Origin of the sequence: Roseovarius sp. CAU 1744, from assembly GCF_039839345.1 — a bacterium.
Classification (GTDB): domain Bacteria; phylum Pseudomonadota; class Alphaproteobacteria; order Rhodobacterales; family Rhodobacteraceae; genus Roseovarius.
Genome location: NZ_JBDOQV010000003.1, coordinates 246,121 through 272,351, shown reverse-complemented (window position 1 = coordinate 272,351; position 26,231 = coordinate 246,121). Strand labels below are relative to the sequence as shown.

Below are 26,231 nucleotides of genomic sequence, written 5' to 3'. Positions count from 1 at the left end.
GTATGTCTTACCAACATACAAATCACCATTCCCGAGCCTATTGCAGAAAACGCCTGCCTGAGGGGATCAATCGCTTGATGGCTCCCTTGGGATCATCAGGTCATTCAAATGGCGAAAGTGGATCATTTTTGATGTGGCCGTTTCCGTTCTGCGCGGTGCGCCGCCGTTGTAACCTGTTGCACAGCTACGGCTTATTAAGTTTCCGACCCTTACTAGTTCGCACGCGTTTTCGTCTGAACCCGGAAATGTGATAGGATTGCCCCGTTTAAACGTTTTGGGGAATGGTAATGGAAAAAGAGAGCAACAAAACGGAAGAAATGGACGCCGGACGAAGACAGGCGTTGTTTACCGGAACGGCCCTGATTGCCGGAGGCGTCGCTTTGACGATTGTTGCCGCCGAGCCGGCCTATGCCGGCGGTGACGGTGCGGAACGAAGGTCAAAGAAGAAGAGCGCGGGAAAGAGGAAAGCCAAGAAGAAAGCCTCGAGAAAGAAAAAGAAGAATGGGTTCTGGGGGCTCTTCAAAAAACAACAATAATCTGCCCGGTCGCGCCTTTCTCTTCGAATGTTCATCAGCCCGACATCTGCAATGCCGCAGCGGGTGCAGTTGCGGCGAATGTCACTTGTGCCAGAGGACTCCGAGCAGGTTGGCAAAATCATCTGTCCACAGCGCGTCCTGCGTGTGGTTATCTGGCCATTCTTCCGCGTGTTCTCGAAGCGCGCGATGGATGCTTTCACTGGCCGTCAACAGCATCCAGTCGTTCGGGTCTTCGCCGTCTCCGTTACCGGCATCCGGAATCCAGACCGAATCCATTTTCGACTCTTCGGCAAGGGCACGAACCACGGGGCGCAGATCAAAATGCAGATTGCTGATGTGAAATGCTATTATCCCGTCGGCTGACAGGTGCCGCCGATAAAGCTCGAGCGCTTCGATGGTTAGTAGATGCACCGGAATGGCGTCCCCGCTGAAAGCGTCCACCACAAACACGTCAAAAGCGTTCTCGCGCCCCGCGGCAAGCTCTCGTTCCAGGGTAATGCGCCCGTCGCCATGCGATATGTCCACCCGCGTCTTTGCGTCAGCGAGATAGGTGAAATATTCCCTGGCGATTTTCGTGACTTCGGGATCGATCTCGTAGAACCGCAGCGTGTCGCCCGGTTTGGCATATGCCGCAATGGTCGCCGCGCCGAGGCCAATCACACCCATTCGAATGCCGCCGGACAGCCCGGTTTGTTCAAGGAACGCGCGCTGCGCAGCGATCGCAACGCCGATTCCGCTGTCGGGGCCGTAATAGGTGATCGGCGCCTTTCGCGCATCCCCGTGCCGAAACTGGTCACCATGTCCGATGCGCCCATGATAGAGTGACCGGATGTGATCTGGTGTATCCACGTCATATTCATACACACGCAGAATTCCAAAAAAGCTTCGGCGTGTAACGATACTCTCTTCCTGCTGAAGCCTGACATGCGCGGCAAGAAAATAGGCAATGACAAGGCACGCAGGCAACAGAACCGCGCCAAGCGGCACTTTCCGAAATCTTGCGTGCAGGGTCGACCCGCCTTTCGCCGCGCGATAGGACAGCAGCAGAATTGTCGCGACAAGGCTGGCGTGAAATTCCCAGTAGCCCAGGAAAATCACGGGGGCGATCAGGTTGACGAAAATACCGCCAAGCGCGCCGCCAACCGAGATGGCAAGGTAAAAGGATGTCAGGTTTTCCGTGGCGGGCCGCAATCGGTAGATTTCGCCGTGGCAGACCATGCAGCAGGCAAAAACCACCGTCGAGTAAACCAGTACCTGAACGCCGAGATAGACCTCAAACTCGGAGTTGTCCTGGTGCAGAAGATAGACAACGGATGAAATCGACAGGATCAAAACTATTGCCCAGACAGAGCGCAGGTACCAGCCCGGACGGCCGAACGCGACGATGAAAGAGGCAAGGTAAAGTGTCAGCGGCAAGATCCACAGAAGCGGTACGACAGCCACGTCCTTGCACAGCTGGTTGGTTGTCGACAGCAAAACCACGACCCCGACCGCTGACAGCAGAACGATCATCACCCGATCATTGCCAGGCATCTGCGCGCGCGGGACGGTGGCCTTGCTGAGCCTGCGTTCGGTTTTCGCGTTCCCGAGTGTAAGGATCGCTGACCCCGCGCACGCCATCGCGAAGGCCGCGTAGACCGCGGACCAAAGTACCGTTTGATCGTTCAGCCCGACAGAGGGCTCGATCACGAATGGATAGGACAACAGGCCGAGGAAGGACCCCGCGTTGGACAGCGCGTACAATCTGTAGGGAGAACGGCCGGGTCGGGCATATGTGAACCAAGCCTGCATCAATGGTGCGCTGGCGGCGAGGATCAGAAACGGAAGGCCGATTGTTGACACCAGCAGCAGTGAAATTTGCGGCAAGGGTGGTCCGTGACCATCGGGTTTCCATGCGTCCGAGGGTGTAATCGGCAAGAACAGAAGGGAGACGGCTAGCAGCACGATATGTAGTGTCACCTGCCATTTCCGGCTCAGGTAGGTCACGATCAGATGGGCGTAGACATAACCCGCGAGCAACATCAGCTGAAAGAATAGCATCGCTGTCGTCCAGACAGCCGGAGAGCCGCCGAACCAGGGCAAGATGAACCGGGCGACGATCGGTTGGACCTGGAACAAGAGGAATGCACCAAGAAATATGGCGATGATTAACGCGGGCACAAGAATCCCCAATGTCGCGGCGTCTGCGTGCCGACCCGGTATCGAACCACAACAATACATCAAACGGACCGGCCGCCAAACATCGCGCTTCTGGTCAGAACATTAACGTAGCTCTGTTGCAACTGGCTCGAAACACCAGGTGCGAGGTAGAATACCGGGCTTCTGCGCTAGATACCGGAGCTTCAACGATCACCGGCTACGGGACCAAAGGCGCCCCGGCCCAACAAGACGTTGCATTGATTGATGGGATTGGTGCCCAGGAGAGGACTCGAACCTCCACGTCCATACGGACACTAGCACCTGAAGCTAGCGCGTCTACCATTCCGCCACCTGGGCAGGTGTCGTGAAGCAGGCGTTTATCGCTGGCTTTGGTCGGAGTCAACGGCGATTTTCGGTTTATTCCGCATCGCCATATCAACTTGTCGAAACCCGCGCGTGCGGGTAGGAAGATGGGGAAAGTTTTCAGCCCGGAGGCTCTGTCATGTCCAAGCTTGTCACCATCTATGGCGGATCGGGATTTGTCGGGCGGTATATCGCCCGGCGCATGGCCAAGGCAGGGTGGCGCGTGCGGGTTGCCGTGCGCCGCCCGAACGAGGCCATGCATGTCAAACCCTATGGCGTGGTCGGCCAGGTCGAGCCGTTATTCTGCAATATCAGGGATGACGAAAGCGTGCGCAGGGTGATGCAGGGGGCCGATGCCGTGGTCAACTGTGTCGGCACCTTCGACCGCAAGGGGCGCAACAATTTCGATGCGGTGCAGCACGAGGGGGCCGAGCGGGTGGCGCGCCTGGCCGCCGCCGAGGGCGTGGAACAACTGGTTCACATCTCGGCCATCGGCGCCGATGCACAGTCCGACAGCCTCTATGCGCAAACCAAGGCCCATGGCGAAGCGGGCGTCGTGCAGCATTTTCCCAACGCGGTCATCCTGCGCCCGTCGATCATGTTCGGGCCCGAGGACGGGTTCTTCAACCGGTTCGCGTCGATGACCAGGCTGGGCCCCGTCTTGCCGGTTGTCGGTGCCGAGACAAGGTTTCAGGTTGTCTATGTGGATGACGTGGCCAAGGCGGCCGAGATGGCTATCAAGGGCGAAGCTGCCCCCGGCATTTACGAGCTTGGCGGGCCGGACGTGAATACTTTCCGCGAATTGATGCAGGAGATGCTGGGCGTGATCCGCCGCCGCCGCCTGATCCTGAACATTCCGTTCTGGGCCGCGCGGATAATGGCGGCGATGATGGAACTGGTCCAGACGATTTCGCTTGGGCTGATCCCGCCGCAGATCACCCGCGATCAGGTCAAGAGCCTGCGGGTGGACAATATCGTGTCGCCGAATGCCAAGGGCTTGGCCGATCTGGGTATCGAGCCCACAGCGACCGAGGCGGTTCTGCCGGATTACCTGTGGCGGTTCCGCCCGGCGGGTCAGTACGAAGCGATCAAGGAATCCGCCGAAAACCTGCGCGCCTGACCTAGCTGTAGGCAATCAGCAGCAGGATGCCACCAAGGGCGATCCGGTAGAGCACGTATGGCGTGTAACTGACGCTGTGCAGGAGCCGCATCATCAGCACCAGGGCAAGCAGCGCTGCGATGAATGCCAGTGCCGCAGCGATGGCGCAATCACGCAGCAGGCCCATATCCGCGTCCAGCGCGACTTTGCTGCCCAGAAATACGCCGCTTGCGATGATGGTCGGAATTGACATCAGCATGGCCAGCTTGGCGGCGTCGTGCCGGTTGTAGCCCAGAAACCGCGCGCCGGTGATGGTGATGCCTGATCTTGACGTGCCCGGGATCAGGGCGATCGCCTGCCAGACGCCCATTGTCATGGCATCCGCGATGCTCCAGTCCCCGGCTTTCTTGACCGTGTCCCCGTTCTGGTCGGACCAGTAAAGCAGCACACCAAAGACCAGCATCGCCCAGCCGATGACCTTGAGTGACCGTAGTGCGTCATGGAGGCCGGTCAGATTGAGGATAAGACCGAAGGCGACGACCGGGACCGACGCGATCAGCAACAGCATCGCCAGTCGCGCGCCCGGCGTATCGGCGCGACCGGTGGCAAGGCGCGGCAGCCCGCTCAGCGCCAACCGAACATCCGACCAGAAGTAGAGAATGACCGCGAAAAGCGTGCCGACATGCACGGCGACATCAACGGCCAGCCCCTGATCCTGATATCCGGTGAGGTGCGGCAACAGTATCAGGTGGCCCGAGGACGACACCGGCAGGAACTCGGTCACGCCCTGAATGACGGCAACCAGAAACAGATGGAACAATGTCATTCGGCGGGCCCTGCTCTTCCTCGGTGCCAGCTATACCCGAGCGGGAATCAAAGGGAAGATCGTATTTGGGTCCGGATCGGTCATAAATTTCCTGCAAAAAGCGGCAAAATCCCGCAGGATGTATGAATTAATTGGATTATAGGTCACATTTTATGACTTTATTTTCGATAAACGTTCCCGTAGACAGGTCCGACACGATGAGAAGACGAGAATCTGGAGACCCCGCCGTGGCGAAGCAACCGATGTTGAAATTCATAAACGTTGAACGCGATATGCCCGACAAGAGGGCCGCGGATGAACGGAACAAGGATTTCCACGAAATCTATGCCGAATATGCGGCTGCCAAGGCCGCCGAGCAGGCCAGCCGGTGCAGCCAGTGCGGTGTGCCATATTGCCAGTCGCATTGCCCGCTGCACAATAATATCCCCGACTGGCTGCGCATGACCGCCGAGGGCCGCCTGAAGGAAGCTTACGAGCTGAGCCAGGCCACCAACACCTTCCCCGAAATCTGTGGCCGGATCTGCCCGCAGGATCGGCTTTGCGAAGGCAATTGCGTGATCGAACAATCCGGCCACGGGACGGTCACCATCGGCTCGGTCGAGAAATACATTACCGATACCGCATGGGACGAGGGCTGGATCACCCCGGCGGCCCCGGCGCAGGAACGCCCGGAATCGGTTGGCATCATCGGGACCGGCCCGGGCGGGCTGGCGGCAGCGGATGTCCTGCGGCGCGCCGGCGTTCAGGTGGTGGTTTATGACCGCCATGACCGCGCCGGTGGGTTGCTGACCTATGGCATTCCCGGTTTCAAGCTGGAGAAGGACGTGGTGATGCGCCGCATCGACCAGCTGGAGCAGGGCGGCGTGGAATTCGTGCTGAACTGTAATGTCGGCGAGGATATCCAGTTTGACGAACTGCGCAGCAAACACGATGCCCTGGTCGTCGCGACCGGGGTCTACAAATCGCGCGAATTGCAGGGGCCCGGTTCGGGCGCCGGCGGCATCGTTCGGGCGATTGATTACCTGACCGCCAGCAACCGGATGAGCTTTGGCGACAGCGTGCCCGCCTTCGACAGCGGAGAGCTGAACGCCGAGGGCAAGCGCGTGGTCGTGATCGGCGGCGGCGACACCGCGATGGACTGCGTGCGCACCGCCGTGCGGCAGGGCGCGACATCGGTGAAATGCCTCTATCGCCGGGATCGCGAGAATATGCCCGGAAGCCAGCGCGAGGTGCAGAATGCCGAGGAAGAGGGTGTCGTTTTCCAGTGGCTCAGCGCGCCCAAAGGGTTTGCCGGTGATCCGGTCTCGGGGGTCATGGTTCAGCAGATGCGCCTGGGCGCACCGGATGCCAGCGGCCGCCAGAGCCCCGAAGAGATCGAGGGGGCGATTGCCGAGGAACCGGCAGACCTGGTGATCAAGGCGCTGGGGTTTGAGCCCGAAGACCTTCCTGGCCTCTGGAAACAGGATGATCTGGAGGTGACCAGCTGGGGCACGATCCGGGCCGAATACACCACCGGGCGCACGGCGATGGACGGGGTTTTCGCCGTGGGCGACATCGTGCGCGGCGCGTCGCTGGTGGTCTGGGCGATCCGCGACGGGCGCGATACGGCGGCCGCGGTTCTGGACCATCTGAACGCGGCGCAGGCCGTCGCGGCGGAGTGAGAGAGTTGCGCGGTGCGTACTCCGCACACGCGTGAAACAAAGGGATACGCCCCCAGCCACGGTGAAAAACGCTGGCAGGAACCGGGCGACAAGACAATGGGATTGGGCAGCTTGGCTGCTGCGGGAATTGAAAGAACGGTCAATGGCAGATGCCGGTGAAATGACAGGGGGATGTCTGTGCGGGGCGGTGCGGTTCACGCTGCACCAGCGCCCGGCGAATATCGACGTGTGTCATTGCAGCATGTGCCGCAAGTTCAGCGGTGGGATCGAGCTGGGCGTGGACGCGGACCCGGACAGTATCGACTGGCAGGGCGAAGAGAACATCCAGATCTACGCCTCGTCGGACTGGGCCGAGCGGAGTTTCTGCCGGATCTGCGGATCGGGCCTGTTCTGGCGCACGCGGCGCCGGCTGGGCAATGGCGAAACGCTGTTCGGTCTCTGTGCCGGGGCCATCGACGATCTGGGCGATCTGAAGCTGACCAGCGAGATTTACATCGACCACAAACCGGCGGGTTACGCCTTTGCCGGGGCGACGGACAAGAAAACGCAGGCCGAAGCGGAGGCGGAATATGCCGCGCCCGCGGATGGAGGAAAGAATGACCAAATTCGACACTAACTGGGCAAAAAACCACGAAAACCAGCGTAAATGGCTGGCCGAAAACGGCATGTATTCGGAAGAGGAAGAGCATTCGTCCTGCGGGGTCGGGCTGGTGGTCAGCGTCAATGGTAAGCCCAGCCGTCAGGTGGTGGATGCCGGGATCGATGCGCTCAAGGCGATCTGGCATCGGGGCGCGGTGGATGCGGATGGCAAGACCGGCGACGGGGCCGGTATCCATGTGCAGATCCCGGTGCCGTTCTTCTATGACCAGATCCGCCGCACCGGTCACGAGCCGCATCAGGACGAGCTTGTCGCCGTGGGCCAGGTGTTTCTGCCTCGCACCGATTTCGGCGCCCAGGAAACCTGCCGGACAATCGTCGAGACCGAAGTATTGCGCATGGGCTATTACATCTATGGCTGGCGCCATGTGCCGGTGGATGTGACCTGCCTGGGGGAGAAGGCCAACGCGACGCGGCCCGAGATCGAGCAGATCCTGATCTCGAATTCCAAGGGTGTCGACGAGGAGACGTTTGAGCGCGAGCTTTATGTTATTCGCCGCCGGATCGAGAAGGCGGCCACCGCGGCCGGTGTGAATGGCCTTTATATCGCGTCGCTCAGTTGCCGCTCGATCATCTACAAGGGCATGATGCTGGCCGAGCAGGTGGCGGTGTTTTATCCCGACCTGATGGATGAACGCTTCAAATCGGCCTTTGCGATCTATCACCAGCGTTATTCCACCAACACCTTCCCGCAATGGTGGCTGGCGCAGCCGTTCCGGATGCTGGCGCATAATGGTGAGATCAATACGCTCAAAGGCAACCTGAACTGGCTGAAGAGCCACGAAATCCGGATGGCCAGCGCCGCCTTCGGCGATATGGCCGATGACATCAAGCCGATCGTGGCTGGCGGATCGTCGGATTCGGCCGCGTTAGACTCTGTTTTCGAGGTACTGGTGCGGGCCGGGCGGTCGGCGCCGATGGCCAAGACCATGCTGGTGCCGGAAAGCTGGTCCAAGCAGGCCGAAGAACTGCCGCAGGCGTGGCGCGACATGTATTCCTATTGCAACTCGGTGATGGAGCCGTGGGACGGCCCCGCCGCCCTGGCGATGACCGATGGACGCTGGGTTTGCGCCGGGCTGGACCGGAACGGGCTGCGGCCGATGCGCTATGTGGTGACCGGTGACGGGCTGGTGATCGCCGGGTCCGAGGCCGGAATGGTGCCGATTGACGAGGCCACGGTGAAGGCCAAGGGCGCGCTCGGCCCCGGCCAGATGCTGGCCGTGGACATGCAGAAGGGCAAGCTGTTCCGCGATGCCGAGATCAAGGACAAGCTGGCCCGAGCGCTGCCCTTCGGCGAATGGGTCGGCAAGATCAACGAGATGGACGAAAAGCTTGCCGACGTGACCGAGGCGCCGATTCACACCGGTGCCGAGCTGCGCCGCCGTCAGATCGCCGCCGGCTACACGATCGAAGAGCTGGAACAGATCCTTGCGCCGATGGGCGAGGACGGCAAGGAGGCGATTGCCAGCATGGGCGATGACACGCCCTCGGCCGTATTGTCCAAGGGCTATCGCCCGCTGAGCCATTATTTCCGGCAGAATTTCAGCCAGGTGACAAACCCGCCGATCGACAGTTTGCGCGAGGCGCGGGTCATGAGCCTGAAAACCCGGTTCGGCAACCTCAAGAACGTGCTGGACGAAAGCAGCAGCCAGACCGAGATCATCGTGCTGGACAGCCCCTTCGTGGGCAATGCCCAGTGGGACGAGCTGATCAAGCAGTTCGATTCCGACGTGACCGAGATCGACTGTACCTTCGAGAAGGGTCGAGGCGCTTTGCAGGCGGGTTTGGCGCGTATTCGGGCCGAGGCCGAGGATGCGGTGCGCAGCGGTGCCGGGCATCTGGTGCTGACCGATCGTGGCGTCGGCGCCGACCGGATCGGGATGCCGATGATCCTGGCCACCAGCGCGGTGCACAGCCACCTGACACGCAATGGCCTGCGCACCTTCTGTTCGCTGAACGTGCGGTCGGCGGAATGTATCGACCCGCATTATTTCGCCGTGCTGATCGGCGCCGGGGCCACGGTGGTCAATGCCTACCTGGCCGAGGACAGCCTGGCCGACCGGATCGAGCGCGGTTTGCTTGAAGGGTCGCTGACCGAAGCGGTGGCACGCTATCGCAACGCGATCGACCAGGGGCTGCTCAAGATCATGTCCAAGATGGGCATCTCGGTGATCTCGAGCTACCGCGGGGGCCTGAATTTCGAGGCCGTAGGCCTGAGCCGGGCGATGTGCGCCGAGTATTTCCCCGGCCTTACCAGCCGGATCAGCGGCATCGGCACCAGCGGCATCCAGACCAAGCTGGAAAAGGTGCACGATCAGGCCTTCGGGCGCGGGCAGGACATCTTGCCGATCGGCGGGTTCTACAAGGCGCGCAAATCCGGCGAGACCCATGCCTGGGGTGCGCAGACCATGCACATGATGCAGATGGCCTGCAACAACTCCAGCTACGAGCTGTGGAAACGCTATTCGGCGGCGATGCAGTCAGCCCCGCCGATTCACTTGCGTGACCTGATGGCGATCAAGCCGATGGGCGAGGCGATCTCGGTTGACGAGGTGGAAAGCGTGACCGCGATCCGCAAACGGTTTGTCACGCCGGGCATGAGCCTCGGCGCGCTGAGCCCCGAGGCGCACAAGACGCTGAACGTGGCGATGAACCGGATCGGCGCGCGCAGCGACAGCGGCGAGGGGGGCGAAGACCCGGCGCATTTCACACCCGAACCAAACGGCGACAACCCGTCCGCCAAGATCAAGCAGGTGGCCAGCGGCCGCTTTGGCGTCACCGCCGAATACCTCAACCAGTGCGAAGAGCTGGAGATCAAGGTGGCACAGGGCGCCAAGCCCGGCGAGGGCGGGCAATTGCCCGGCATGAAGGTGACAGAACTCATTGCGCGGCTCAGGCACTCGACCAAGGGCGTGACGCTGATCTCGCCGCCGCCGCATCATGACATCTACAGCATCGAGGATCTGGCGCAGCTGATCTATGACCTCAAGCAGATCAACCCGCGCGCCAAGGTGACGGTCAAGCTGGTGGCGCAGTCGGGCGTGGGCACGATTGCCGCGGGCGTGGCCAAGGCCAAGGCGGATGTGATCCTGATCTCGGGCCATAATGGCGGCACGGGCGCGAGCCCTGCGACAAGCATCAAATATGCCGGCCTGCCATGGGAGATGGGCCTGACCGAGGCGCATCAGGTGCTGAGCATGAACAACCTGCGCGAACGGATCACGCTGCGTACCGATGGCGGGCTGCGTACCGGGCGCGACATCGTCATGGCGGCGATGATGGGGGCCGAGGAATACGGGATCGGCACCGCGGCGCTGATTGCCATGGGCTGCATCATGGTGCGGCAATGCCAGTCGAACACCTGCCCGGTGGGCGTGTGCACGCAAGACGAATCCTTGCGCGCAAAATTTACCGGCAACGCCGACAAGGTGGTGAACCTCATTACCTTCTACGCGCAGGAAGTGCGCGAGGTGCTGGCCAGCATCGGCGCACGCAGCCTTGATGACGTGATCGGGCGGGCGGATCTGCTGACGCAGGTCTCGCGCGGCTCGGCCCATCTGGATGATCTGGATCTGAATCCGATGCTGATCACCGTCGATGGCGCGGCGGATATCGTCTATGACCGCGAACGCGGCCGCAATGAGGTGCCCGACACGCTGGATGCCGAGATCGTGCGCGACGCGCAGCGGTTCCTGGAGGATGGCGAGAAGATGCAGCTCTCCTATGCTGTGCAGAATACTGACCGGACAGTGGGCACCAGGCTATCCTCGCACATCGTGCAGAATTTCGGTATGAACAACGCGTTGCAGCCCAACCACCTGACGGTGAAGCTGGCGGGCAGCGCCGGCCAGTCGCTGGGTGCTTTCGCGGCACCAGGGCTGAAGCTGGAAGTCGCGGGCGATGCCAACGATTACGTCGGCAAGGGTCTGAGCGGCGGCACCATCGTGGTGCGTCCGCATATGTCGAGCCCGCTGGAAGCTGCCGAAAACACGATCATCGGCAACACCGTGCTCTACGGCGCCACTGACGGTTATCTCTTTGCTTCGGGCCGGGCGGGCGAACGCTTTGGCGTGCGCAACAGCGGCGCGAAAGTGGTGATCGAGGGCTGCGGCAGCAATGGCTGCGAATACATGACCGGCGGCGTGGCCGTCATCCTGGGCCGGATCGGTGCCAATTTCGGCGCGGGTATGACCGGCGGCATGGCATATCTCTATGACCCCGAGGGCCGTGCCGGCAAGCTCATCAACACCGAAACCCTGGTGTCTTGCCCGGTAACCGTGGATCACTGGATGGATGAGCTCGAAGAGCTGATCGAGCGGCACGCGGCGGAGACTGGCAGCCTCAAGGCGCAGAAAATCCTGCAATACTGGGATGTCGAAAAAACGCATTTCCTGCAGGTCTGCCCGCTGGAGATGCTGAACAAGCTGCCCGCGCCGCTGGGGATCGAGGATCAGGCGATGCCGGCCGAATAGGAAAATTCTCTGCGAATTTTTTGTTGAATCCTGGATAGAAACCCAAAACCTGCCTCAGTTCGAGCAGGTTTTGGTCAGGATTTTCAGGTAGACGGTTTGGTGAAACCAGTGCGGGGTTTGCGATGCCGACAACCTATAACGACCAGTTCTTTGTCATGGATCCGGGTAACCCGCCTGTTGGCGGCACGGCACTGACCGTTCAGAACTTCGATTTCATTGACCAGAACGATGATGGCATCATCGGCACCAGCAATGGCGACACGTTCAACGGGCTGACGATCACGCGCGTCTGGGTTGGCGACACGATCACCGTCAATATTCCCGGGCAGGGCATCGTGACGATCACCGGCGTGACATTCTATGTCAGCGGCGGGCCGGCGGTGTTCACCCCCACCGACGGTACGGTGCTGGAAGATGCGACATTCATCAGCTCGACCTTCGTCAATTCAAGCACTCAGATCCCGGTCGGCAGTTTCGGCCCACCCTGCTTTACCCGTGGCACGCTGATCGCGACGCCCGACGGCGATGTCGCGGTTGAGGATCTGTGCCCCGGCGACATGGTGCTGACGCTTGACCATGGGCCACAGCCCCTTCTGCTGGTCAGTCGCAACGTGTTTCCCGCGACCGGTCGCAACGCGCCTGTGCAGATCCAGAAGGGTGCCTTGGGCAACGATACCGATCTGCTGGTATCGCAGCAGCACCGGATGCTGATAGGTGACTGGCGTGCGCAGATGTATTTCGGCGTGGAACAGGTTCTGGTGGCCGCCAAGCATCTGTGCAATGGCGACACGATCGCCATCGCGCCCCGAGACGAGATCGAGTATTTCCATCTGCTCTTTGACCGTCATCAGATCGTCTGGGCCGCGGGTATCCCGTCCGAGAGTTATTTCCCCGGACACGCGGCCAATCAGGCCGATCAGGAGACCCGTGCCGAGATTGACCGCCTGTTCCCGGATCTGGGCAAGATTGCCGCGGATGCCTGGGTGACGGCGCGCCCGGTCGCCCGGCAGTTCGAGGCGTCGTTGCTGAACTGACGCGGCGCGCGCGTTCCACGTAAATCCGCTTTTGCCGTGGCAAAGGCCACGCTATAGGTGGCCGCGATGGCGAAGCAAAGAACCAAAGGCAGATCAGCGAAATCCGTGCGTCGCTTCCGGCCATTGGCTTGGGTGCGCCGCTGGGTGCTGCGTTTCGTGGCGATCTCGGTTGGCGTGGTCCTGCTGGTGGTGGCGGTGCACGGCACGGTAGAGCCGCCCCGAACGTTCTACATGGGTCAGGAAGAACGCCGCCTGGGCCGGATTGACCATATCTGGGTGCCGCTCGCGGATGTCGCGCCGGTCATGGCACGGGCATTGGTGGCGGCCGAGGATGCCAATTTCTGCGGCCATTGGGGATTTGACATGACCGCCATCCGCACGGCCATCGAAGAGGGGTACGGGCGCGGTGCCTCGACCCTGAGCCAGCAGACCGTCAAGAATGTCTATCTGTGGCACGGGCGCAGCTGGCTGCGAAAGGCACTTGAGGCGGTGATTACCCCGCTGGTCGAGCTGGTCTGGACCAAGCGCCGGATCATCGAGGTGTATCTGAACGTGGCCGAATTCGATGAAGGCATATTCGGGATCGAAGCGGCGGCAAATCACTATTTCGGCGTCCCGCCGGACCGCCTGAGCGCGGTACAGGCAGCGCGACTGGCGGCGGTGTTGCCCGACCCCAAGGGCCGCTCAGCCAGCAAGCCGGGTCCGGACCTGCGGCGCCGGGCTGCCCGCATCCAGGACGGGGCGGCCACCATCCGCCGCGATGGGCGCTCGGCCTGTTTCGAGGATTGAAATGTGGCCCCGTTCCGGGCATTGAGGGCAGACCCGTCATAAGGTTCGAATTTTCATGGCCAAGCTCTTTCACGTTCCGCTCTCGCCGTTCTGCCGCAAGGTGCGCCTGTGCCTGGCCGAGAAGAAGATCGAATGTGAGCTGGCCGAGGAACGCTATTGGGAGCAGGACCCGGATTTCCTGCGGCGCAACCCGGCCGGCAAGGTGCCGATCCTGCGGATCGATGGCAAGACCATGGCCGAAAGCACGCCGATCTGCGAATACCTTGACGAGAAATACCCCGAACCCGCCTTGCTGCCGCGCAGCGCCGATGCCCGCTACGAGGTGCGGCGCCTGGTGGCGTGGTTCGATGACAAGTTCCATCACGAGGTCACGTCGAAGCTGCTTTACGAGCGGGTCAACAAGAAGGTGATGGGCCAGGGCTATCCCGACAGCAGCAACATCAAGCAGGGCGCCAAGGCGATCAAGTATCACCTGGACTACATGGCCTGGCTGCTGGATCACCGGCGTTGGCTGGCCGGCGATACGATGACATTGGCAGATTTCGCCGCCGCGGCGCATTTCAGCGCGCTGGATTACATCAGCGATGTGGACTGGCACCGCAGTGAGGTGGTCAAGGACTGGTATGCCAAGATCAAGTCGCGGCCGGCGTTCCGGGGGATACTGGCGGATCAGGTCTCGGGGTTTCCGCCGCCGGCGCATTATGCCGATCTGGATTTCTGAAAGGGGGCGCTGCCCCCCGGCCTGCGGCCGCCCCCCGGAGTGTTTCGGGAACGGTGAAAGATGAACGGGCTGAAAGACAGGCTGGTCGGACAGGCCCTGGCAGAGGGGTTCGACCTGTGCCGCATCTGCCGGCCAGGCGATGTGGGCCAGGTGCCGGCGCGGCTGGCGGCGTTTCTGGACAAGGGGTATCACGGGCAGATGTCCTGGCTGGCCGAGCGCACCCATTGGCGCGGCGCGCCGCAGCGGCTGTGGCCCGAGGCGCGGACGGTGATCGTGCTGGGCGAAAGCTATACGCCGGAATGCGATCCGATGGCGACGCTGGCACAGGGTGATGTGGGTACGATTTCGGTCTATGCCCGCAACAGGGATTACCACGATACTGTCAAGAAACGGCTGAAAAGGCTGGCGCGCTGGCTGATTGCCGAGGCGAATTGCGACCCTCCCGCCCAGGTGAAGGTGTTCGTCGATACCGCGCCGGTACCGGAGAAGCCGCTGGGGCAGGCGGCGGGCCTGGGCTGGCAGGGCAAGCACACCAACCTTGTCAGCCGCGATCTGGGCAGCTGGTTTTTCATCGGGTCGGTCTTTACCACGCTGGAAATCGAGCCTGATCTGGCGGAAAGCGACCATTGCGGCAGATGCCGGGCCTGTCTGGACATTTGCCCGACAGATGCGTTTCCAGCGCCTTACCAGCTGGATGCGCGCCGCTGTATCTCATATCTGACGATCGAGCATCACGGCCCGGTGGCCGAGGATTTGCGCCCGCTGATGGGCAACCGGATCTACGGGTGTGACGATTGCCTGGCGGTCTGCCCCTGGAACAAGTTCGCGGTGGCGGCGCGCGAGGTGAAATACCATGCGCGCGATGACCTGATGGCGCCGAAACTGGCAGAATTGGCGCGGCTGGACGATACCGCTTTCCGGTCGTTTTTCTCGGGCAGTCCGATCAAGCGTGTCGGCCGCAACCGGTTCGTCCGCAATGTGCTTTACGCCATCGGTAATTCCGGGGACACGACGTTGCTGCCGGTGGCGCAGGGCCTGTGCAATGATCCGGATGCCACGGTGGCGGATGCGGCGCGTTGGTCGGTGATGCGGTTGAATTCTGCCGCAAAAGGGCTGGATCGCCCCGCAAAACCCGGTAAACCCGAAGACCGGGATAGGTAAGAGGATTGGCCTCATGGCGTTGTTTTTGGGTGTGGATACGGGTGGCACCTACACTGATGCGGTACTGATCCGCGACGAGCAGGAAGTGATCGCCAGCGCCAAGGCGCTGACCACCCGGCATGATCTGTCGATGGGGATTGGAGAGGCGATCGCCGCGGTATTGGCCGAAAGCGGCGCCAAACCGTCCGACATTGGCATGGCGTCGCTGTCCACCACGCTGGCGACCAATGCGCTTGTCGAAGGACAGGGTGGCCGCGTTGGCCTGATCTATGTCGGGTTCCGTGAGCGCGACCTTGAGGCGCACGGGTTGCGCGAGGCGCTCGGCGGTGATCCGGCGCTGGTGATCGGCGGCGGGCACAATCATGCGGGCGGGCAGGCTGCGCCACTGGAAAAAGACGCACTTTCGGCATGGTTAGAGATTGAGAACGGTATTTCTGCCTATGCCGTTGCCGCCCAGTTTGCCACGCGTAACCCGGCGCATGAACTGGAAGTGTCCGAGATGATCCGAGAGGTCACAGGGCGGCCGGTCTCGTGTTCGCATCACCTTTCGGCCCGGCTGAACGGGCCCAAACGGGCGCTGACGGCGCTGTTGAACGCCCGCCTGATCGGGATGATCGCCCGGTTGATCGACAAGGCCGAGGGCAAGCTGGCCGAGTTGAATATCGACGCGCCGCTGATGGTCGTGCGTGGCGACGGAGCGCTGATTTCGGCAGAGCAGGCGCGGGAGCGGCCGATTGAAACCATTCTCAGCGGACCGGCGGCCAGCATCGTGGGTGCGCGGTGGATGACGGGGGCGGATCACGCCTTGGTCTCGGATATCGGCGGCACCACGACCGATGTGGCGGTCCTGCGCGGCGGGCGTCCGATGATCGATCCGGCTGGCGCGCAGGTGGGCCCCTGGCGGACTATGGTCGAGGCGGTGGCGATGCGCACCACCGGGCTTGGCGGCGACAGCGAGGTGCATGTGATCGACGAGGGGCTGATCGGGGGTGTTTCCCTGGGCCCGCGGCGGGTGGTGCCGGTCAGCCTGATGGCGGTCGAGGCGCCGGAGATCGTGCATCACACGCTGGACCAGCAGTTACGCAGCCAGACACCGGGCGAACATGATGCGCGGTTCGTGCGTGCCGTCCCCGGCATCGAAACCGGCGGGTTGGCGGAGCGGGACGCGGCTCTGCTGTCGCGGGTCGGCGAAGGGGTTCAGCCCATCGGTGCCATGCTGAAGACGCGGATGGAGGCGCAGGCGCTGAAACGGCTGGTCACACGCGGTTTGGTGCAGGTCTCGGGCGTCACGCCATCGGATGCAAGCCACGTGCTGGGGCGCCTGGATGCCTGGGACGCGGCTGCGGCGCGCAAGGCGCTGGAACTGATGGGGCGCAAGCGGACCGGATCGGGTAACATGCTGATGCCGGAGGTGAACGGCATGGCGCAGATGATCGTCGACCAGCTGACTCACCAGACATCTTTGGCCTTGTTAGAGACTGCATTTGGCGAGGAAGAGCTTGATTTCGGCCTGCCGCCCGGGCAGTTGGCGCGGCATGTGCTGATGCAGAGGGGGCTCGATCATCATCGGGGGCTGGTGCGATTGGAAACGGGGGTGAACGTACCGGTGATCGGCCTCGGTGCGTCCGCCGGCAGCTATTACCCGGCGGTTGGCGATCGCCTTGGCTGTCAGATGATCCTGCCGGAACATGCGGGCGTGGCCAACGCCATTGGGGCGGTCGTGGGCCGGGTGACGATCCGGCGGACGGGGTCGGTGACGTCACCATCCGAGGGGCGGTTTCGCGTGCATCTGGACAGTGGACCGGAAGATTTCACCGATGCCGAGACGGCGATGGCGTCCCTGCAGGAGGCATTGGAATACGAGGCGCGTCAAGAAGCTGAAATGGCCGGTGCCGAGGATATTCACATGTCGGTGATGCGTGATGTCAAATCGGCCCGGGCCGAAGCGCGCGAAGTGTTCCTGGAGGCCGAGATCACGGTCGAGGCGACGGGCCGGCCGCGGATTGCCGATTGACGTTGGCGGCGTCCCGCTGCTGACAGGAACTGGCCCATGGCAGTGGTACGCTCAGGCGCGGTGGCGGGGTTTACGGACTTGGGTGAGGGTAACAGAATAGGCTCTGTTTCAGCCAAAAACACAGGCGGGAGGGATAAATGACTGACAAGGGCACCATTTTTCGAGAGCTGCACAAGCCGGGTGATCCATTCCTTCTGGTCAATGCCTGGGATCGGGGATCGGCGCGCATGATGCAGGCCATGGGGGTCAAGGCGATCGCGACCACATCTGCCGGGCATGCGTTTACGCAGGGTCGTGTGGATGGCGGAACGCTGACCCGCGATGAGGCGCTGGCGCATGCGCAGGATATTGTCAGCGCCGTAGCTGTCCCGGTGTCGGGCGATTTCGAGAACGGGTTTGGTGAAGCGCCCGACGTGGTGGCTGAAACCATCCGCCTTGCGACCGAGGCCGGCCTTGCAGGGTGTTCGATCGAGGACACGGCACTGCCTGCCTTTACATCGTATGATTTCGACCTGGCGGTCGAGCGTATCCGCGCAGCCGCCAGCGCGGCACGGGCGCTTGCCAGTGATTTCGTGCTGGTCGCCCGGGCCGATGGCGTGATGCTAGGCCAGTATGATTGCGCCGAGGCGATCCGGCGTATTCAGGCGTTTGAAGCGGCCGGGGCCGATTGTGTCTATGTGCCGGCGCCGCCGGGTGTCGAGGATCTGAAACGGATCATCGGCAGTGTCGGCGTCCCGGTAAACGTGCTGATGTCGGGCGCATTTTCGACCCTGACCATGCCGGAACTGGCCAAAATGGGCGCGGCACGCCTTTCCACAGGGGGATCGTTGGCGCGGGTGGCCTATAGCGCGGCAATCAGCGTCGCAGAGGGTATGTTGAAGGGCGATTTCACCGGGCTGGCCCGCGCCGCGGCAGAGGATGACATCAACCACTTGCTGACCAAATAAACCCGATGACCAGTAACTTGCGCGATCGGACATCGCACAGAAGGCAGGCCTTTTGTTGTGCCTGCCCGGAAATATTGTCGATTCTGGCCAAGATTTGCCGCAAATCGGAAAGTCAGGCCGCGCGCAGCAGCTAAAGAACCGCAAGTTTGGCGAGTCGTACCCGGAGCGGGCGGCCAGGCACCCAGCAACCCGGAGGGCCATCCGATGCATGCGGAAGACAGACCGAAACGCTATGTCTTTTTGCTGATCCCCGGTTTTTCGCCGCTGGGCATGACCTGCGCACAAGAGACCCTGGCCCTGGCCAATCGTTTTGCCGGCGGCACGCGGCAATATTACGAATGGCAGCTGGTCAGCGAAGACGGCGCGCCCGTGACCAGTTGGAATGGCCTGCGGGTCAGTGTCGATGCCGGGCTGTTCGACCTGCATCGCAACGATACGCTGATTGTCTGTGCCGGGGTCGATGCGGCAGCCGGGAGCAGCCGGAAAATCCTGAACTGGCTGCGGCGCGAAACCCGCAAGGGCATTGATTTCGGCGCGCTGAGCAGCGGCGCCTGGACACTGGCCGCGGCCGGGTTGCTGGCGGGTAAGCGGGTCACCACCCACTGGGAATATGCCAGCGCCATCTCGGAAACCTTCCCGGATGTCGAGATGCAGGATTCGATCTACATGGTCGATGGAAGGGTGTTCACCTGTGCCGGCAGCGCCAGTTCCATGGATTTGATGCTGGACCGGATCCATTCCGATTACGGCGCCGAGCTGGCAACCTGGGTGGCGGATCAGATGATCTATACCGCGCCCCGATCCGAGAGCCATTCGCAGCGCGTGTCGATGGCGGGCCGGATGGGCGTGCGCCACACCAAGCTGATTCAGGCGATCGAGGTCATGCGCGCCAATACCGAAGATCCGATCCCCCCCAGCGAGGTCGCACGCGAGGTCGGGCTTTCGACCCGGCAGCTGGAACGGCTGTTCGCCCGCTACCTGAATACCTCTCCGAAGAAATACTACATGGGCCTGCGCCTGGAGAAGGCGCGTAATCTGCTGATGCAGACCGAATTGTCTCTGATGGAGATCTGCGTGCTGTGCGGCTTTCGCGCGCCGTCGCATTTCTCCAAGACCTATCGCAAGGCGTTTGGTGTCGCGCCAAGCCGGGACACGCGCGGATCAAGCCTGCTGTTTTCCGAGAAATAAGCCGCTCTTTGGCGATCTTTTGTCGTTTTTGGGCATAGTAGAACGTCGCGTTTCGCAATGTGGCGACGTGCCGGATGGCGCATCCTGACGGCAAGCGCATCCTGATCGGAGACGACCATGACCACAGCAGAGATTATCGACAGCGGCAATGCGGTTGCGCTGACATCGGGCGGACGGACCTTCCGGTATCATGCCATCTGGTTGCGCGATAATGCCTGGGATGCGGCCACGCGGGCACCGGGCAACGGGCAACGGCTGATCGCGCTGCGCGATATTCCGGCACGGACGCGGGTCAGCTCGGCAGAGGTGCATGGCGGGAAAGTCCGGATCAAGTTCCTGCCCGAGGGTTGCCATATCGACTATGATGTGCGCTGGCTGATGGACCATTCCTACGATTGCCCAAACAAGCCCGAATTGGGCCGAGTTAGTGACGATATCGAAACATGGGATGGCCGCTTGGCAGACCATATTCCGCTGGCGGATTTCGGGCAGGTCAGCAGTGACCGCGTCGCCTTGTCCGACTGGCTGGGCGGTGTGGCGCGGTTTGGTTTTGGCAAGCTGACGGGTGGGCCGGTCGAGGAAGGGGCGCTGTTTCGGGTGGCCGATCTGTTCGGATATGTACGCGAGACGAACTATGGCCGCCATTTCGAAGTGCGGACCGAGGTAAACCCGACGAACCTGGCCTATACCGGGCTGGGCCTGCAGGCGCACACGGACAATCCCTACCGCGACCCGGTGCCGTCGGTTCAAATCCTCTATTGCCTGGAAAATTCTGCCGAGGGCGGGGAGAACATGGTGGTGGACGGCTTTGCCTGTGCGCAACGTCTGCGCGACGAAAGCCCCGAAAACTTTGGCCTGCTCAGCCGCTATTGCGCGCGGTTCGAATATGCGGGCGAGGATGGAGTCTGCTTGCGGTCGCGTCGCCCGATGATCGAACTGGCCCCGGACGGCGAGCTGATCGCGGTGCGGTTCAACAACCGATCCGCCGCCGCGATCACCGACGTGCCCTACGATCAGATGGAAGCCTACTACACCGCCTATCGTCACCTGGGCGAAATCATCGACGACCCGGCGATGGAGGTCACGTTCAAACTGGCGCCGGGGGAATGTTTCATTGTCGACAACACCCGCGTGCTGCACGCGCGCAAGGGTTATTCCGGCGAGGGGTCGCGCTGGCTGCAGGGGTGCTACGCGGATATGGACGGGCTGCGGTCTACCCATGCCGCGCTGGTGCAGGAATTGGGGCTGGCAGCGCAATGAGCCACCTAAATCAGACACTAACGCAGGCGAATATCGTTGACTTCCTGGCGGATATCTTTGACCGGCGCGGCGGCGAAGAATACCTGGGTGAGCCGGTTACGATGGCACAACATATGCTGCAGGGCGCCACGATCGCCGAACGCGAGGGTCAAAGGGAAGAGATCATCGTTGCCACGCTTTTGCATGATATCGGCCATTTCACATCCGAGTTCGGCACCTTCAGCATGCACGACACCGAGGACCGTTTTCACGAGGAAGCCGGCGCACGGGTGTTGGAGAGGTTCTTTCCCACCCTGGTGACCGATTGCGTTCGCTACCACGTGGCCGCCAAACGGTACCTGTGCGCGACGCGCCCCGAATACCTGGCCCTGCTCAGCGAGGCGTCGGTTCATTCTCTGAACCTGCAGGGCGGTCCGATGACCCCCGGCGAAGTGGCCGAATTCGAGAAGAACCCGAATGTCGAGGATATCGTTGCGGTGCGGTATCTGGATGACGCGGGCAAGGAGCCAGACATGGAAACGCCCGGTTTCGCACATTTCGCACCGATGGTGCAGCGGGTGGTCGACCGGCATTGTGGAGAAGAGACATGAATGCGCCCGAGTATATTTTCGAAGCCAGCAGCAAGCCGTCCCTGCCCTTGCACGAGGTGCCGCTGATCCGGGCGACGCAGGCCAGCCTCAAAGGGTATGGCTGTCTGGTGGACGATCCCGACCAGTTCGAGATCGAGATCACCCGCTGGCCGCAACAGGGCTGGCGCCCGATCGACGACGGCACCGGGGATGAGGGCGGCTATGTCGAGGGCACGTTTGTCTGTGACTGGCGCGGTGACGTGCTCTATGGCGAGAACGAAGCGGTCAAGGGGCACTACGTGCTGGGCTGGTCCACCGATCCGCAACAAGCGCAGGCTGACCGGCAGACCGCCCCGCGCGATCAGGTGTTGCTGTGGCACATGAATTACCACCCGGATGGCGGACAGCTGTTTTTTCCGCTGGACCGCAAACCGTTCATCGTCCCCGCCGCCCTGCCCGGCGACAACCTGACGCCCGATAAGGTCGTGGCCTTCTGGGGGGATGGCAGCCAGGGCATCTACATCCATGCCGGGATCTGGCACGAAGGCGTGTTTCCGGTGGAGGATACGCAGCGGTTCCTGGACAGGCAGGGCGCGGTCCATGCCCGGGTCAGCGCGGATATCGGCAGCGAATTTGGCGTTTACCTGTCCTGCCCCTTGACGGTGGACAAGCTGAAAGAGATCTGACAGCCGAAGAAGTTGGCATGGGGTTTCCCGGCACCATTCCCTGTTTTTGGCATGAATAGTGTCTGTTCGGCTGATCGAGCCTTTTGGATAAATCCGAAATGCAAGGGCGGCGATTGACGGCGCCCGAGGCATTGGACACTGTCTGGCAAGGAAGGATTACACCATGAGCCCGATCAAGGGCATCGCGCTGAAACTCTGCTCGGTCGTGTTGTTCATCACGATGGTATCGCTGATCAAGGCGACGTCCCAGCACGTACCTGTCGGCGAGGCGGTGTTCTTTCGGTCATTCTTTGCGATCCCGGTGATTCTGGGATGGGTCATCGCGCGGGGCGAGTTGGCGACCGCCCTGAAAGTCAAATCGAAACTGGGGCATTTCTGGCGCGGGTTTGTCGGCAGCCTTGCCATGGGGATGAGCTTTGCCGGCCTTGGCCTGCTACCGTTGCCCGAGGTGACCGCCATCGGCTATGCCGCGCCGTTGCTGACGGTGATATTCGCGGCCATGTTCCTGGATGAAAAGGTGGGCGTGTTTCGCATCAGCACCGTGGCGCTGGGCCTGACCGGGGTCTTGATCGTTGTCTCTCCGCGGCTCAGCGTGATCGGCAGCGAAACGATCGAAAGCGCCCAGGCGCTGGGGGTCATCCTGGTGCTGATGGGGGCGGTTTGCGCGGCGCTTGCGCAGATCTATATCCGCAAGCTGGTGCAGGTCGAAAACACGGCGGCGATCGTGTTTTATTTCTCGGTCACCTCGGCCACGCTGTCGTTGCTGACGCTGCCGTTTGGCTGGGTGATGCCGACGCCGGGCGAATTTGCCCTGCTGGTGCTGGCCGGATTGCTGGGCGGGGCGGGACAGATTTTCCTGACCTCGGCCTACCGGTTCGCCGATGCCAGCGTGGTGGCGCCGTTCGATTATGCGTCGATGATCTTTGCGCTGGGCATCGGGTTCTTTGTCTTTGGCGAGGTGCCGACCGGCACCATGCTGCTGGGCGCGGCGATCGTGGTGCTGGCCGGGTGCATCATCATCTGGCGCGAACGCCAGCTGGGCCTCAAGCGGGGGCAGGCGCGGTCGGTCAAGACGCCGCAAGGCTAACCGCCGGTCACCATCGCCATCGCATAGACCGGCCACAGAGCGGCGCGGCGGAAGCGGCCCAGCGGAAAGCGTCTGGGCGGGGTCTGCATGATCTTCGGATAAAGGTTTCGTGGTACCCTGTCCTGCACCAGATCAGCCAGCAGAGCCCCGGCATAGGTTCCCATCGCCACACCGTTGCCGTGATAGCTGAGCGCGGCAAACGCCCCGGGCATCCCCGGTATCGGCCCGGCAAAAGGGGTCAGATCGCGGGAGATCGACAAAAGCCCCTGCCAGCTATAGGGCGTTTCGACGCGTGCCCAGGCGGGAAACATGTCCTCGAACTGCTGGCGGACCACTTGGTACATCCTGGCATCGGCGGCGGCCGAACTGAACAGCCCGCCACGCATGCCGAACAGCATCTGCCGGTTGGGCATCAGGCGAAAGTAATGCAGCAGGAACCGGTCGTCATAGGCCATCTGGTGAGTGGTCCAACCCTGCGCAGCAAGCTCGGCCTCGGTGAGCGGGCGGGTGACGATGACGTTGGACTGGGTGGGCAGGTACCGCCCCCGCAGCCAGCCCGGCAGGTCATCCGAGGAATAGCCGTTGGTGGCGACAATCAGACGTTTGGCCGTGACGGTTGCCCGGGGCGTGGTGAGGGTATATGCGCCCTGCCGGTCGATCCGTTGAACCGGTGATCCGGTGAAGATCCGCACCCCTGCCTGCCCGGCCGCGCCGGCAAGGCCGATAACGTATTTCAACGGGTTCAGCGCAAATCCGATGGGTGTGGTGATCGCGCCGAAGAACGGGCCATTCATGCCCTTGGCGGCCAGATCCTGCTGTGGGGTGATCGTGGCGGTGACGCCGTAGTCGCGTTCGATCAGCCTTGCCTTGGCGTCGAACGCGTTCATCGCCTTCCGGGTGTGGGCCAGCAGGGTTTCGCCGCGGGAATGGGTATCGCAGCCGATCGCGAACCGTTCGATCAAACCCGCCGTCAGATCGACGGCGCGGTGTTCGGCTGTGCGAAAGTCGCGGCGGGCGGGTTCGCCGTAGAGCTTGGCAAGCATGCTGTCCGACGCGGCCGAACCGCCCAGGCAACAAAAGCCGCCATTGCGCCCGGATGCGCCCCAGCCGAGGTCTTGCGCCTCAAGCACCACGACATCGCTGCCGGCCTCGGCCAGATGCAGCGCGGCAGAAAGGCCGGTGAAACCCGCACCGATCACCGCCACGTCGCAGGTGATCGCGCCTTCCGCTGCCGGGAAGTGCGGCGGGGTGGCGGTGGCCGGCCAGTAACAATGCTCTCGCGGGCCCTGGCCATAGGTATAGGCGGGAAAGACGCGGCTCATGCGGCGACGGCGGCACGTTCCTCTGCCTGCTGGCGCAAGGTGGCGCGCTTGGTGATCAGCGAGGCGGTGATGACGCCCACCGCCACGACGCTGATCATGATGGTCGACAGCGCGTTGATCTCGGGGCTGACGCCCAGGCGCACGGAACTCCAGATCTTCATCGGCAGGGTGGTGGCCGAGGGACCGGCGGTAAAGCTGGCGATGACCAGGTCATCAAGGCTGAGTGTGAAGGCCAGCAGCCAGCCCGAGATCACCGCGGGCGCGATGATCGGCAGGGTGACCAGCCGGAAGGCTTGCATCGGCGAGCAGCCCAGATCAAGCGCGGCTTCTTCAAGCGAGCGGTCGAAACTGACCAGCCGCGAGGAGACCACGACGGAGACATAGCACATCGAGAAGGTGGTATGCGCCAGCACGATTGTCAGCACGCCCCGGTCCAGGCCGATACCGATGAAGAGCAGCAACAGCGACAGACCGGTGATCACCTCGGGCATCACCAGCGGCGCATAGATCATGCCCGAGAACAGCGTGCGCCCGGCGAAACGCCCGGCCCGCACCAGCACCAGCGCGCCCATCGTGCCCAGAACCGTGGCAAAGGTCGAGCTGATGACCGCAACCTTGAGAGTGACCCAGGCGGCGTTCAGGAAGGCCTCGTTCTGGATCAGCTCGCCATACCATTTGGTGGAGAACCCCGCCCAGACCGTCACCAGTTTCGACTCGTTGAAGCTGAAGATGATGAGGATCAGCATCGGCAGGTAGAGGAAGGCGAAGCCCAGCGTGAGCGCCGTTGCATTGAACGAGGTGAAGCGTCTCATCCGTCGGCCTCCCGGCTCTTCTGCTCGTTGCGCTGGAAGAGGATGATCGGGATGATCAGGATCAGGAGCAGGATCACCGCGACGGCGCTGGCCACCGGCCAGTCGCGGTTGTTGAAGAACTCCTCCCACAGCACCTTGCCGATCATGAGGGTTTGCGAGCCGCCCAGCAGGGAGGGGATCACGAATTCGCCCAGTGTCGGGATGAAGACCAGGAAACACCCGGCGATAATGCCGTTCTTCGATAGCGGCACCGTGACCAGCCAGAACGCGGTCAGGCGGGAACAGCCCAGGTCTTCGGCGGCTTCCAGCAGCGAACCGTCAAGCCGTTCCAGCGCCGAATAGATCGGCAGGATCATGAAGGGCAGGTAGGTGTAGACGATGCCGATATAGACGGCGGTGTTGGTATTGAGGATCGTGAGCGGCTCGGAGATCAGGCCCATACCCAGCAGAAGCTGGTTGAGGTAGCCCTCGCTGCTGAGGATGCCCATCCAGGAATAGACCCGGATCAGGAAGCTGGTCCAGAACGGCAGGATCACCAGCATCATCAGTGTTGGCCGCCAGTGGTCCGGTGCGTTGGCCATGCCATAGGCGATGGGATAACCCACCAGCAACGCCAGGAAGGTGGCGATCACCGCAATCTTGAGCGACGACAGGTAGGCTTTCCAGTAAAGGTCGTCGGTTGTCAGGAATTCGAAATTCTCGAAATCCAGCTCTGCCCAGAATTCCTTGATCCCCTGCCAGCCATTGCCCAGGTCCAGCGTCGGTGTATAGGGCGGGATGGCCAGCGCCGTGTCGCTGAGGCTGATTTTCAGCACGATCAGGAACGGCACCAGGAATAGCGCCAGAAGCCACAGGTAGGGAACAAGGATCAGGGTGGCGCGACGCATC

Annotated in this window: 21 protein-coding genes and 1 tRNA gene; 16 read left to right on the top strand and 6 right to left on the bottom strand. The window is 62.1% G+C overall.

What is annotated here, in order from left to right; genetic code table 11:
• The first annotated feature begins 287 nt into the window (after positions 1-287).
• Complete coding sequence (locus AAFO92_RS07760; RefSeq protein ID WP_347534143.1) at positions 288-536, top strand: hypothetical protein; 249 nt, start codon at positions 288-290, stop codon at positions 534-536.
• A gap of 81 nt (positions 537-617) precedes the next feature.
• On the opposite strand, the gene AAFO92_RS07755 is transcribed toward AAFO92_RS07760, so the two are convergent.
• Both AAFO92_RS07755 and AAFO92_RS07750 read right to left on the bottom strand, forming a co-directional pair.
• The gene (locus AAFO92_RS07755) at positions 618-2,576 is read right to left on the bottom strand and encodes a fused MFS/spermidine synthase (RefSeq protein WP_347534142.1); all 1,959 of its coding nucleotides are present in this window, start codon (positions 2,574-2,576) and stop codon (positions 618-620) included.
• Between the two features lie 370 nt (positions 2,577-2,946).
• Positions 2,947-3,032 (bottom strand) — tRNA-Leu (locus tag AAFO92_RS07750).
• A 145-nt stretch (positions 3,033-3,177) separates the two neighbouring features.
• On the opposite strand from AAFO92_RS07750, the gene AAFO92_RS07745 reads away from it, so the two are divergent.
• Entirely contained in the window at positions 3,178-4,158 is a 981-nt protein-coding gene (locus AAFO92_RS07745; RefSeq protein ID WP_347534141.1) for a complex I NDUFA9 subunit family protein, read from the top strand.
• 1 nt (position 4,159) lies between these two features.
• Here AAFO92_RS07745 and AAFO92_RS07740 read toward each other — a convergent pair whose 3' ends face one another.
• On the bottom strand, positions 4,160-4,963 hold the full coding sequence (locus AAFO92_RS07740) for an undecaprenyl-diphosphate phosphatase (protein ID WP_347534140.1): 804 nt from the start codon (positions 4,961-4,963) through the stop codon (positions 4,160-4,162).
• A gap of 227 nt (positions 4,964-5,190) precedes the next feature.
• On the opposite strand from AAFO92_RS07740, the gene AAFO92_RS07735 reads away from it, so the two are divergent.
• The 14 genes from AAFO92_RS07735 (at position 5,191) to AAFO92_RS07670 (ending at position 23,209) form a co-directional block, all read left to right on the top strand.
• The gene (locus tag AAFO92_RS07735; protein WP_347534139.1) at positions 5,191-6,624 is read left to right on the top strand and encodes an NAD(P)-dependent oxidoreductase; all 1,434 of its coding nucleotides are present in this window, start codon (positions 5,191-5,193) and stop codon (positions 6,622-6,624) included.
• A 142-nt stretch (positions 6,625-6,766) separates the two neighbouring features.
• Positions 6,767-7,240: a GFA family protein gene (locus AAFO92_RS07730; RefSeq protein ID WP_347534138.1), complete on the top strand. Its 474-nt coding sequence runs from the start codon at positions 6,767-6,769 to the stop codon at positions 7,238-7,240.
• Complete coding sequence (gene gltB, locus AAFO92_RS07725) at positions 7,221-11,753, top strand: glutamate synthase large subunit (RefSeq protein ID WP_347534137.1); 4,533 nt, start codon at positions 7,221-7,223, stop codon at positions 11,751-11,753. Before AAFO92_RS07730 ends, gltB begins: the two co-directional genes overlap by 20 nt.
• A gap of 122 nt (positions 11,754-11,875) precedes the next feature.
• The gene (locus tag AAFO92_RS07720) at positions 11,876-12,787 is read left to right on the top strand and encodes a Hint domain-containing protein (RefSeq protein WP_347534136.1); all 912 of its coding nucleotides are present in this window, start codon (positions 11,876-11,878) and stop codon (positions 12,785-12,787) included.
• Positions 12,788-12,853: 66 nt separating this feature from the next.
• On the top strand, positions 12,854-13,576 hold the full coding sequence (mtgA, locus tag AAFO92_RS07715; RefSeq protein WP_347534135.1) for a monofunctional biosynthetic peptidoglycan transglycosylase: 723 nt from the start codon (positions 12,854-12,856) through the stop codon (positions 13,574-13,576).
• Positions 13,577-13,631: 55 nt separating this feature from the next.
• The gene (locus AAFO92_RS07710) at positions 13,632-14,297 is read left to right on the top strand and encodes a glutathione S-transferase family protein (protein ID WP_347534134.1); all 666 of its coding nucleotides are present in this window, start codon (positions 13,632-13,634) and stop codon (positions 14,295-14,297) included.
• Between the two features lie 60 nt (positions 14,298-14,357).
• On the top strand, positions 14,358-15,458 hold the full coding sequence (gene queG / locus AAFO92_RS07705) for a tRNA epoxyqueuosine(34) reductase QueG (protein WP_347534133.1): 1,101 nt from the start codon (positions 14,358-14,360) through the stop codon (positions 15,456-15,458).
• A 13-nt stretch (positions 15,459-15,471) separates the two neighbouring features.
• Entirely contained in the window at positions 15,472-17,472 is a 2,001-nt protein-coding gene (locus AAFO92_RS07700; RefSeq protein ID WP_347534132.1) for a hydantoinase/oxoprolinase family protein, read from the top strand.
• A 137-nt stretch (positions 17,473-17,609) separates the two neighbouring features.
• The gene (locus tag AAFO92_RS07695) at positions 17,610-18,419 is read left to right on the top strand and encodes an isocitrate lyase/phosphoenolpyruvate mutase family protein (protein WP_347534131.1); all 810 of its coding nucleotides are present in this window, start codon (positions 17,610-17,612) and stop codon (positions 18,417-18,419) included.
• Between the two features lie 204 nt (positions 18,420-18,623).
• On the top strand, positions 18,624-19,607 hold the full coding sequence (locus AAFO92_RS07690; protein ID WP_347534130.1) for a GlxA family transcriptional regulator: 984 nt from the start codon (positions 18,624-18,626) through the stop codon (positions 19,605-19,607).
• A 117-nt stretch (positions 19,608-19,724) separates the two neighbouring features.
• On the top strand, positions 19,725-20,867 hold the full coding sequence (locus AAFO92_RS07685; protein WP_347534129.1) for a TauD/TfdA family dioxygenase: 1,143 nt from the start codon (positions 19,725-19,727) through the stop codon (positions 20,865-20,867).
• Positions 20,864-21,457, top strand: coding sequence for an HD domain-containing protein (locus AAFO92_RS07680; protein ID WP_347534128.1), 594 nt, complete (start codon positions 20,864-20,866; stop codon positions 21,455-21,457). Before AAFO92_RS07685 ends, AAFO92_RS07680 begins: the two co-directional genes overlap by 4 nt.
• Positions 21,454-22,122 (top strand): ureidoglycolate lyase, encoded by a 669-nt coding sequence (locus tag AAFO92_RS07675; RefSeq protein WP_347534127.1) that lies wholly within the window; start codon positions 21,454-21,456, stop codon positions 22,120-22,122. Before AAFO92_RS07680 ends, AAFO92_RS07675 begins: the two co-directional genes overlap by 4 nt.
• A 163-nt stretch (positions 22,123-22,285) precedes the next feature.
• Entirely contained in the window at positions 22,286-23,209 is a 924-nt protein-coding gene (locus tag AAFO92_RS07670; RefSeq protein ID WP_347534126.1) for a DMT family transporter, read from the top strand.
• Here the strand turns inward: AAFO92_RS07670 and AAFO92_RS07665 are convergent.
• The 3 genes from AAFO92_RS07665 to AAFO92_RS07655 are packed head-to-tail and all read right to left on the bottom strand — an operon-like array spanning position 23,206 to position 26,230.
• The gene (locus AAFO92_RS07665) at positions 23,206-24,531 is read right to left on the bottom strand and encodes an FAD-dependent oxidoreductase (RefSeq protein ID WP_347534125.1); all 1,326 of its coding nucleotides are present in this window, start codon (positions 24,529-24,531) and stop codon (positions 23,206-23,208) included. The genes AAFO92_RS07670 and AAFO92_RS07665 overlap by 4 nt on opposite strands.
• Positions 24,528-25,343, bottom strand: coding sequence for an ABC transporter permease subunit (locus AAFO92_RS07660; RefSeq protein ID WP_347534124.1), 816 nt, complete (start codon positions 25,341-25,343; stop codon positions 24,528-24,530). Before AAFO92_RS07660 ends, AAFO92_RS07665 begins: the two co-directional genes overlap by 4 nt.
• The gene (locus AAFO92_RS07655; protein WP_347534123.1) at positions 25,340-26,230 is read right to left on the bottom strand and encodes an ABC transporter permease subunit; all 891 of its coding nucleotides are present in this window, start codon (positions 26,228-26,230) and stop codon (positions 25,340-25,342) included. Before AAFO92_RS07655 ends, AAFO92_RS07660 begins: the two co-directional genes overlap by 4 nt.
• Position 26,231 lies beyond the last annotated feature (1 nt).

Coding starts and splice junctions, on each gene's coding strand:
- AAFO92_RS07760 (WP_347534143.1), top strand. CDS start 288: ATGGAAAAAGAGAGCAACAAAACGGAAGAAATGGACGCCGGACGAAGA.
- AAFO92_RS07755 (WP_347534142.1), bottom strand. CDS start 2,576: ATGCTATTCTTTCAGCTGATGTTGCTCGCGGGTTATGTCTACGCCCAT.
- AAFO92_RS07745 (WP_347534141.1), top strand. CDS start 3,178: ATGTCCAAGCTTGTCACCATCTATGGCGGATCGGGATTTGTCGGGCGG.
- AAFO92_RS07740 (WP_347534140.1), bottom strand. CDS start 4,963: ATGACATTGTTCCATCTGTTTCTGGTTGCCGTCATTCAGGGCGTGACC.
- AAFO92_RS07730 (WP_347534138.1), top strand. CDS start 6,767: ATGGCAGATGCCGGTGAAATGACAGGGGGATGTCTGTGCGGGGCGGTG.
- gltB (WP_347534137.1), top strand. CDS start 7,221: ATGACCAAATTCGACACTAACTGGGCAAAAAACCACGAAAACCAGCGT.
- AAFO92_RS07720 (WP_347534136.1), top strand. CDS start 11,876: ATGCCGACAACCTATAACGACCAGTTCTTTGTCATGGATCCGGGTAAC.
- mtgA (WP_347534135.1), top strand. CDS start 12,854: ATGGCGAAGCAAAGAACCAAAGGCAGATCAGCGAAATCCGTGCGTCGC.
- AAFO92_RS07710 (WP_347534134.1), top strand. CDS start 13,632: ATGGCCAAGCTCTTTCACGTTCCGCTCTCGCCGTTCTGCCGCAAGGTG.
- queG (WP_347534133.1), top strand. CDS start 14,358: ATGAACGGGCTGAAAGACAGGCTGGTCGGACAGGCCCTGGCAGAGGGG.
- AAFO92_RS07700 (WP_347534132.1), top strand. CDS start 15,472: ATGGCGTTGTTTTTGGGTGTGGATACGGGTGGCACCTACACTGATGCG.
- AAFO92_RS07695 (WP_347534131.1), top strand. CDS start 17,610: ATGACTGACAAGGGCACCATTTTTCGAGAGCTGCACAAGCCGGGTGAT.
- AAFO92_RS07690 (WP_347534130.1), top strand. CDS start 18,624: ATGCATGCGGAAGACAGACCGAAACGCTATGTCTTTTTGCTGATCCCC.
- AAFO92_RS07685 (WP_347534129.1), top strand. CDS start 19,725: ATGACCACAGCAGAGATTATCGACAGCGGCAATGCGGTTGCGCTGACA.
- AAFO92_RS07680 (WP_347534128.1), top strand. CDS start 20,864: ATGAGCCACCTAAATCAGACACTAACGCAGGCGAATATCGTTGACTTC.
- AAFO92_RS07675 (WP_347534127.1), top strand. CDS start 21,454: ATGAATGCGCCCGAGTATATTTTCGAAGCCAGCAGCAAGCCGTCCCTG.
- AAFO92_RS07670 (WP_347534126.1), top strand. CDS start 22,286: ATGAGCCCGATCAAGGGCATCGCGCTGAAACTCTGCTCGGTCGTGTTG.
- AAFO92_RS07665 (WP_347534125.1), bottom strand. CDS start 24,531: ATGAGCCGCGTCTTTCCCGCCTATACCTATGGCCAGGGCCCGCGAGAG.
- AAFO92_RS07660 (WP_347534124.1), bottom strand. CDS start 25,343: ATGAGACGCTTCACCTCGTTCAATGCAACGGCGCTCACGCTGGGCTTC.
- AAFO92_RS07655 (WP_347534123.1), bottom strand. CDS start 26,230: ATGCGTCGCGCCACCCTGATCCTTGTTCCCTACCTGTGGCTTCTGGCG.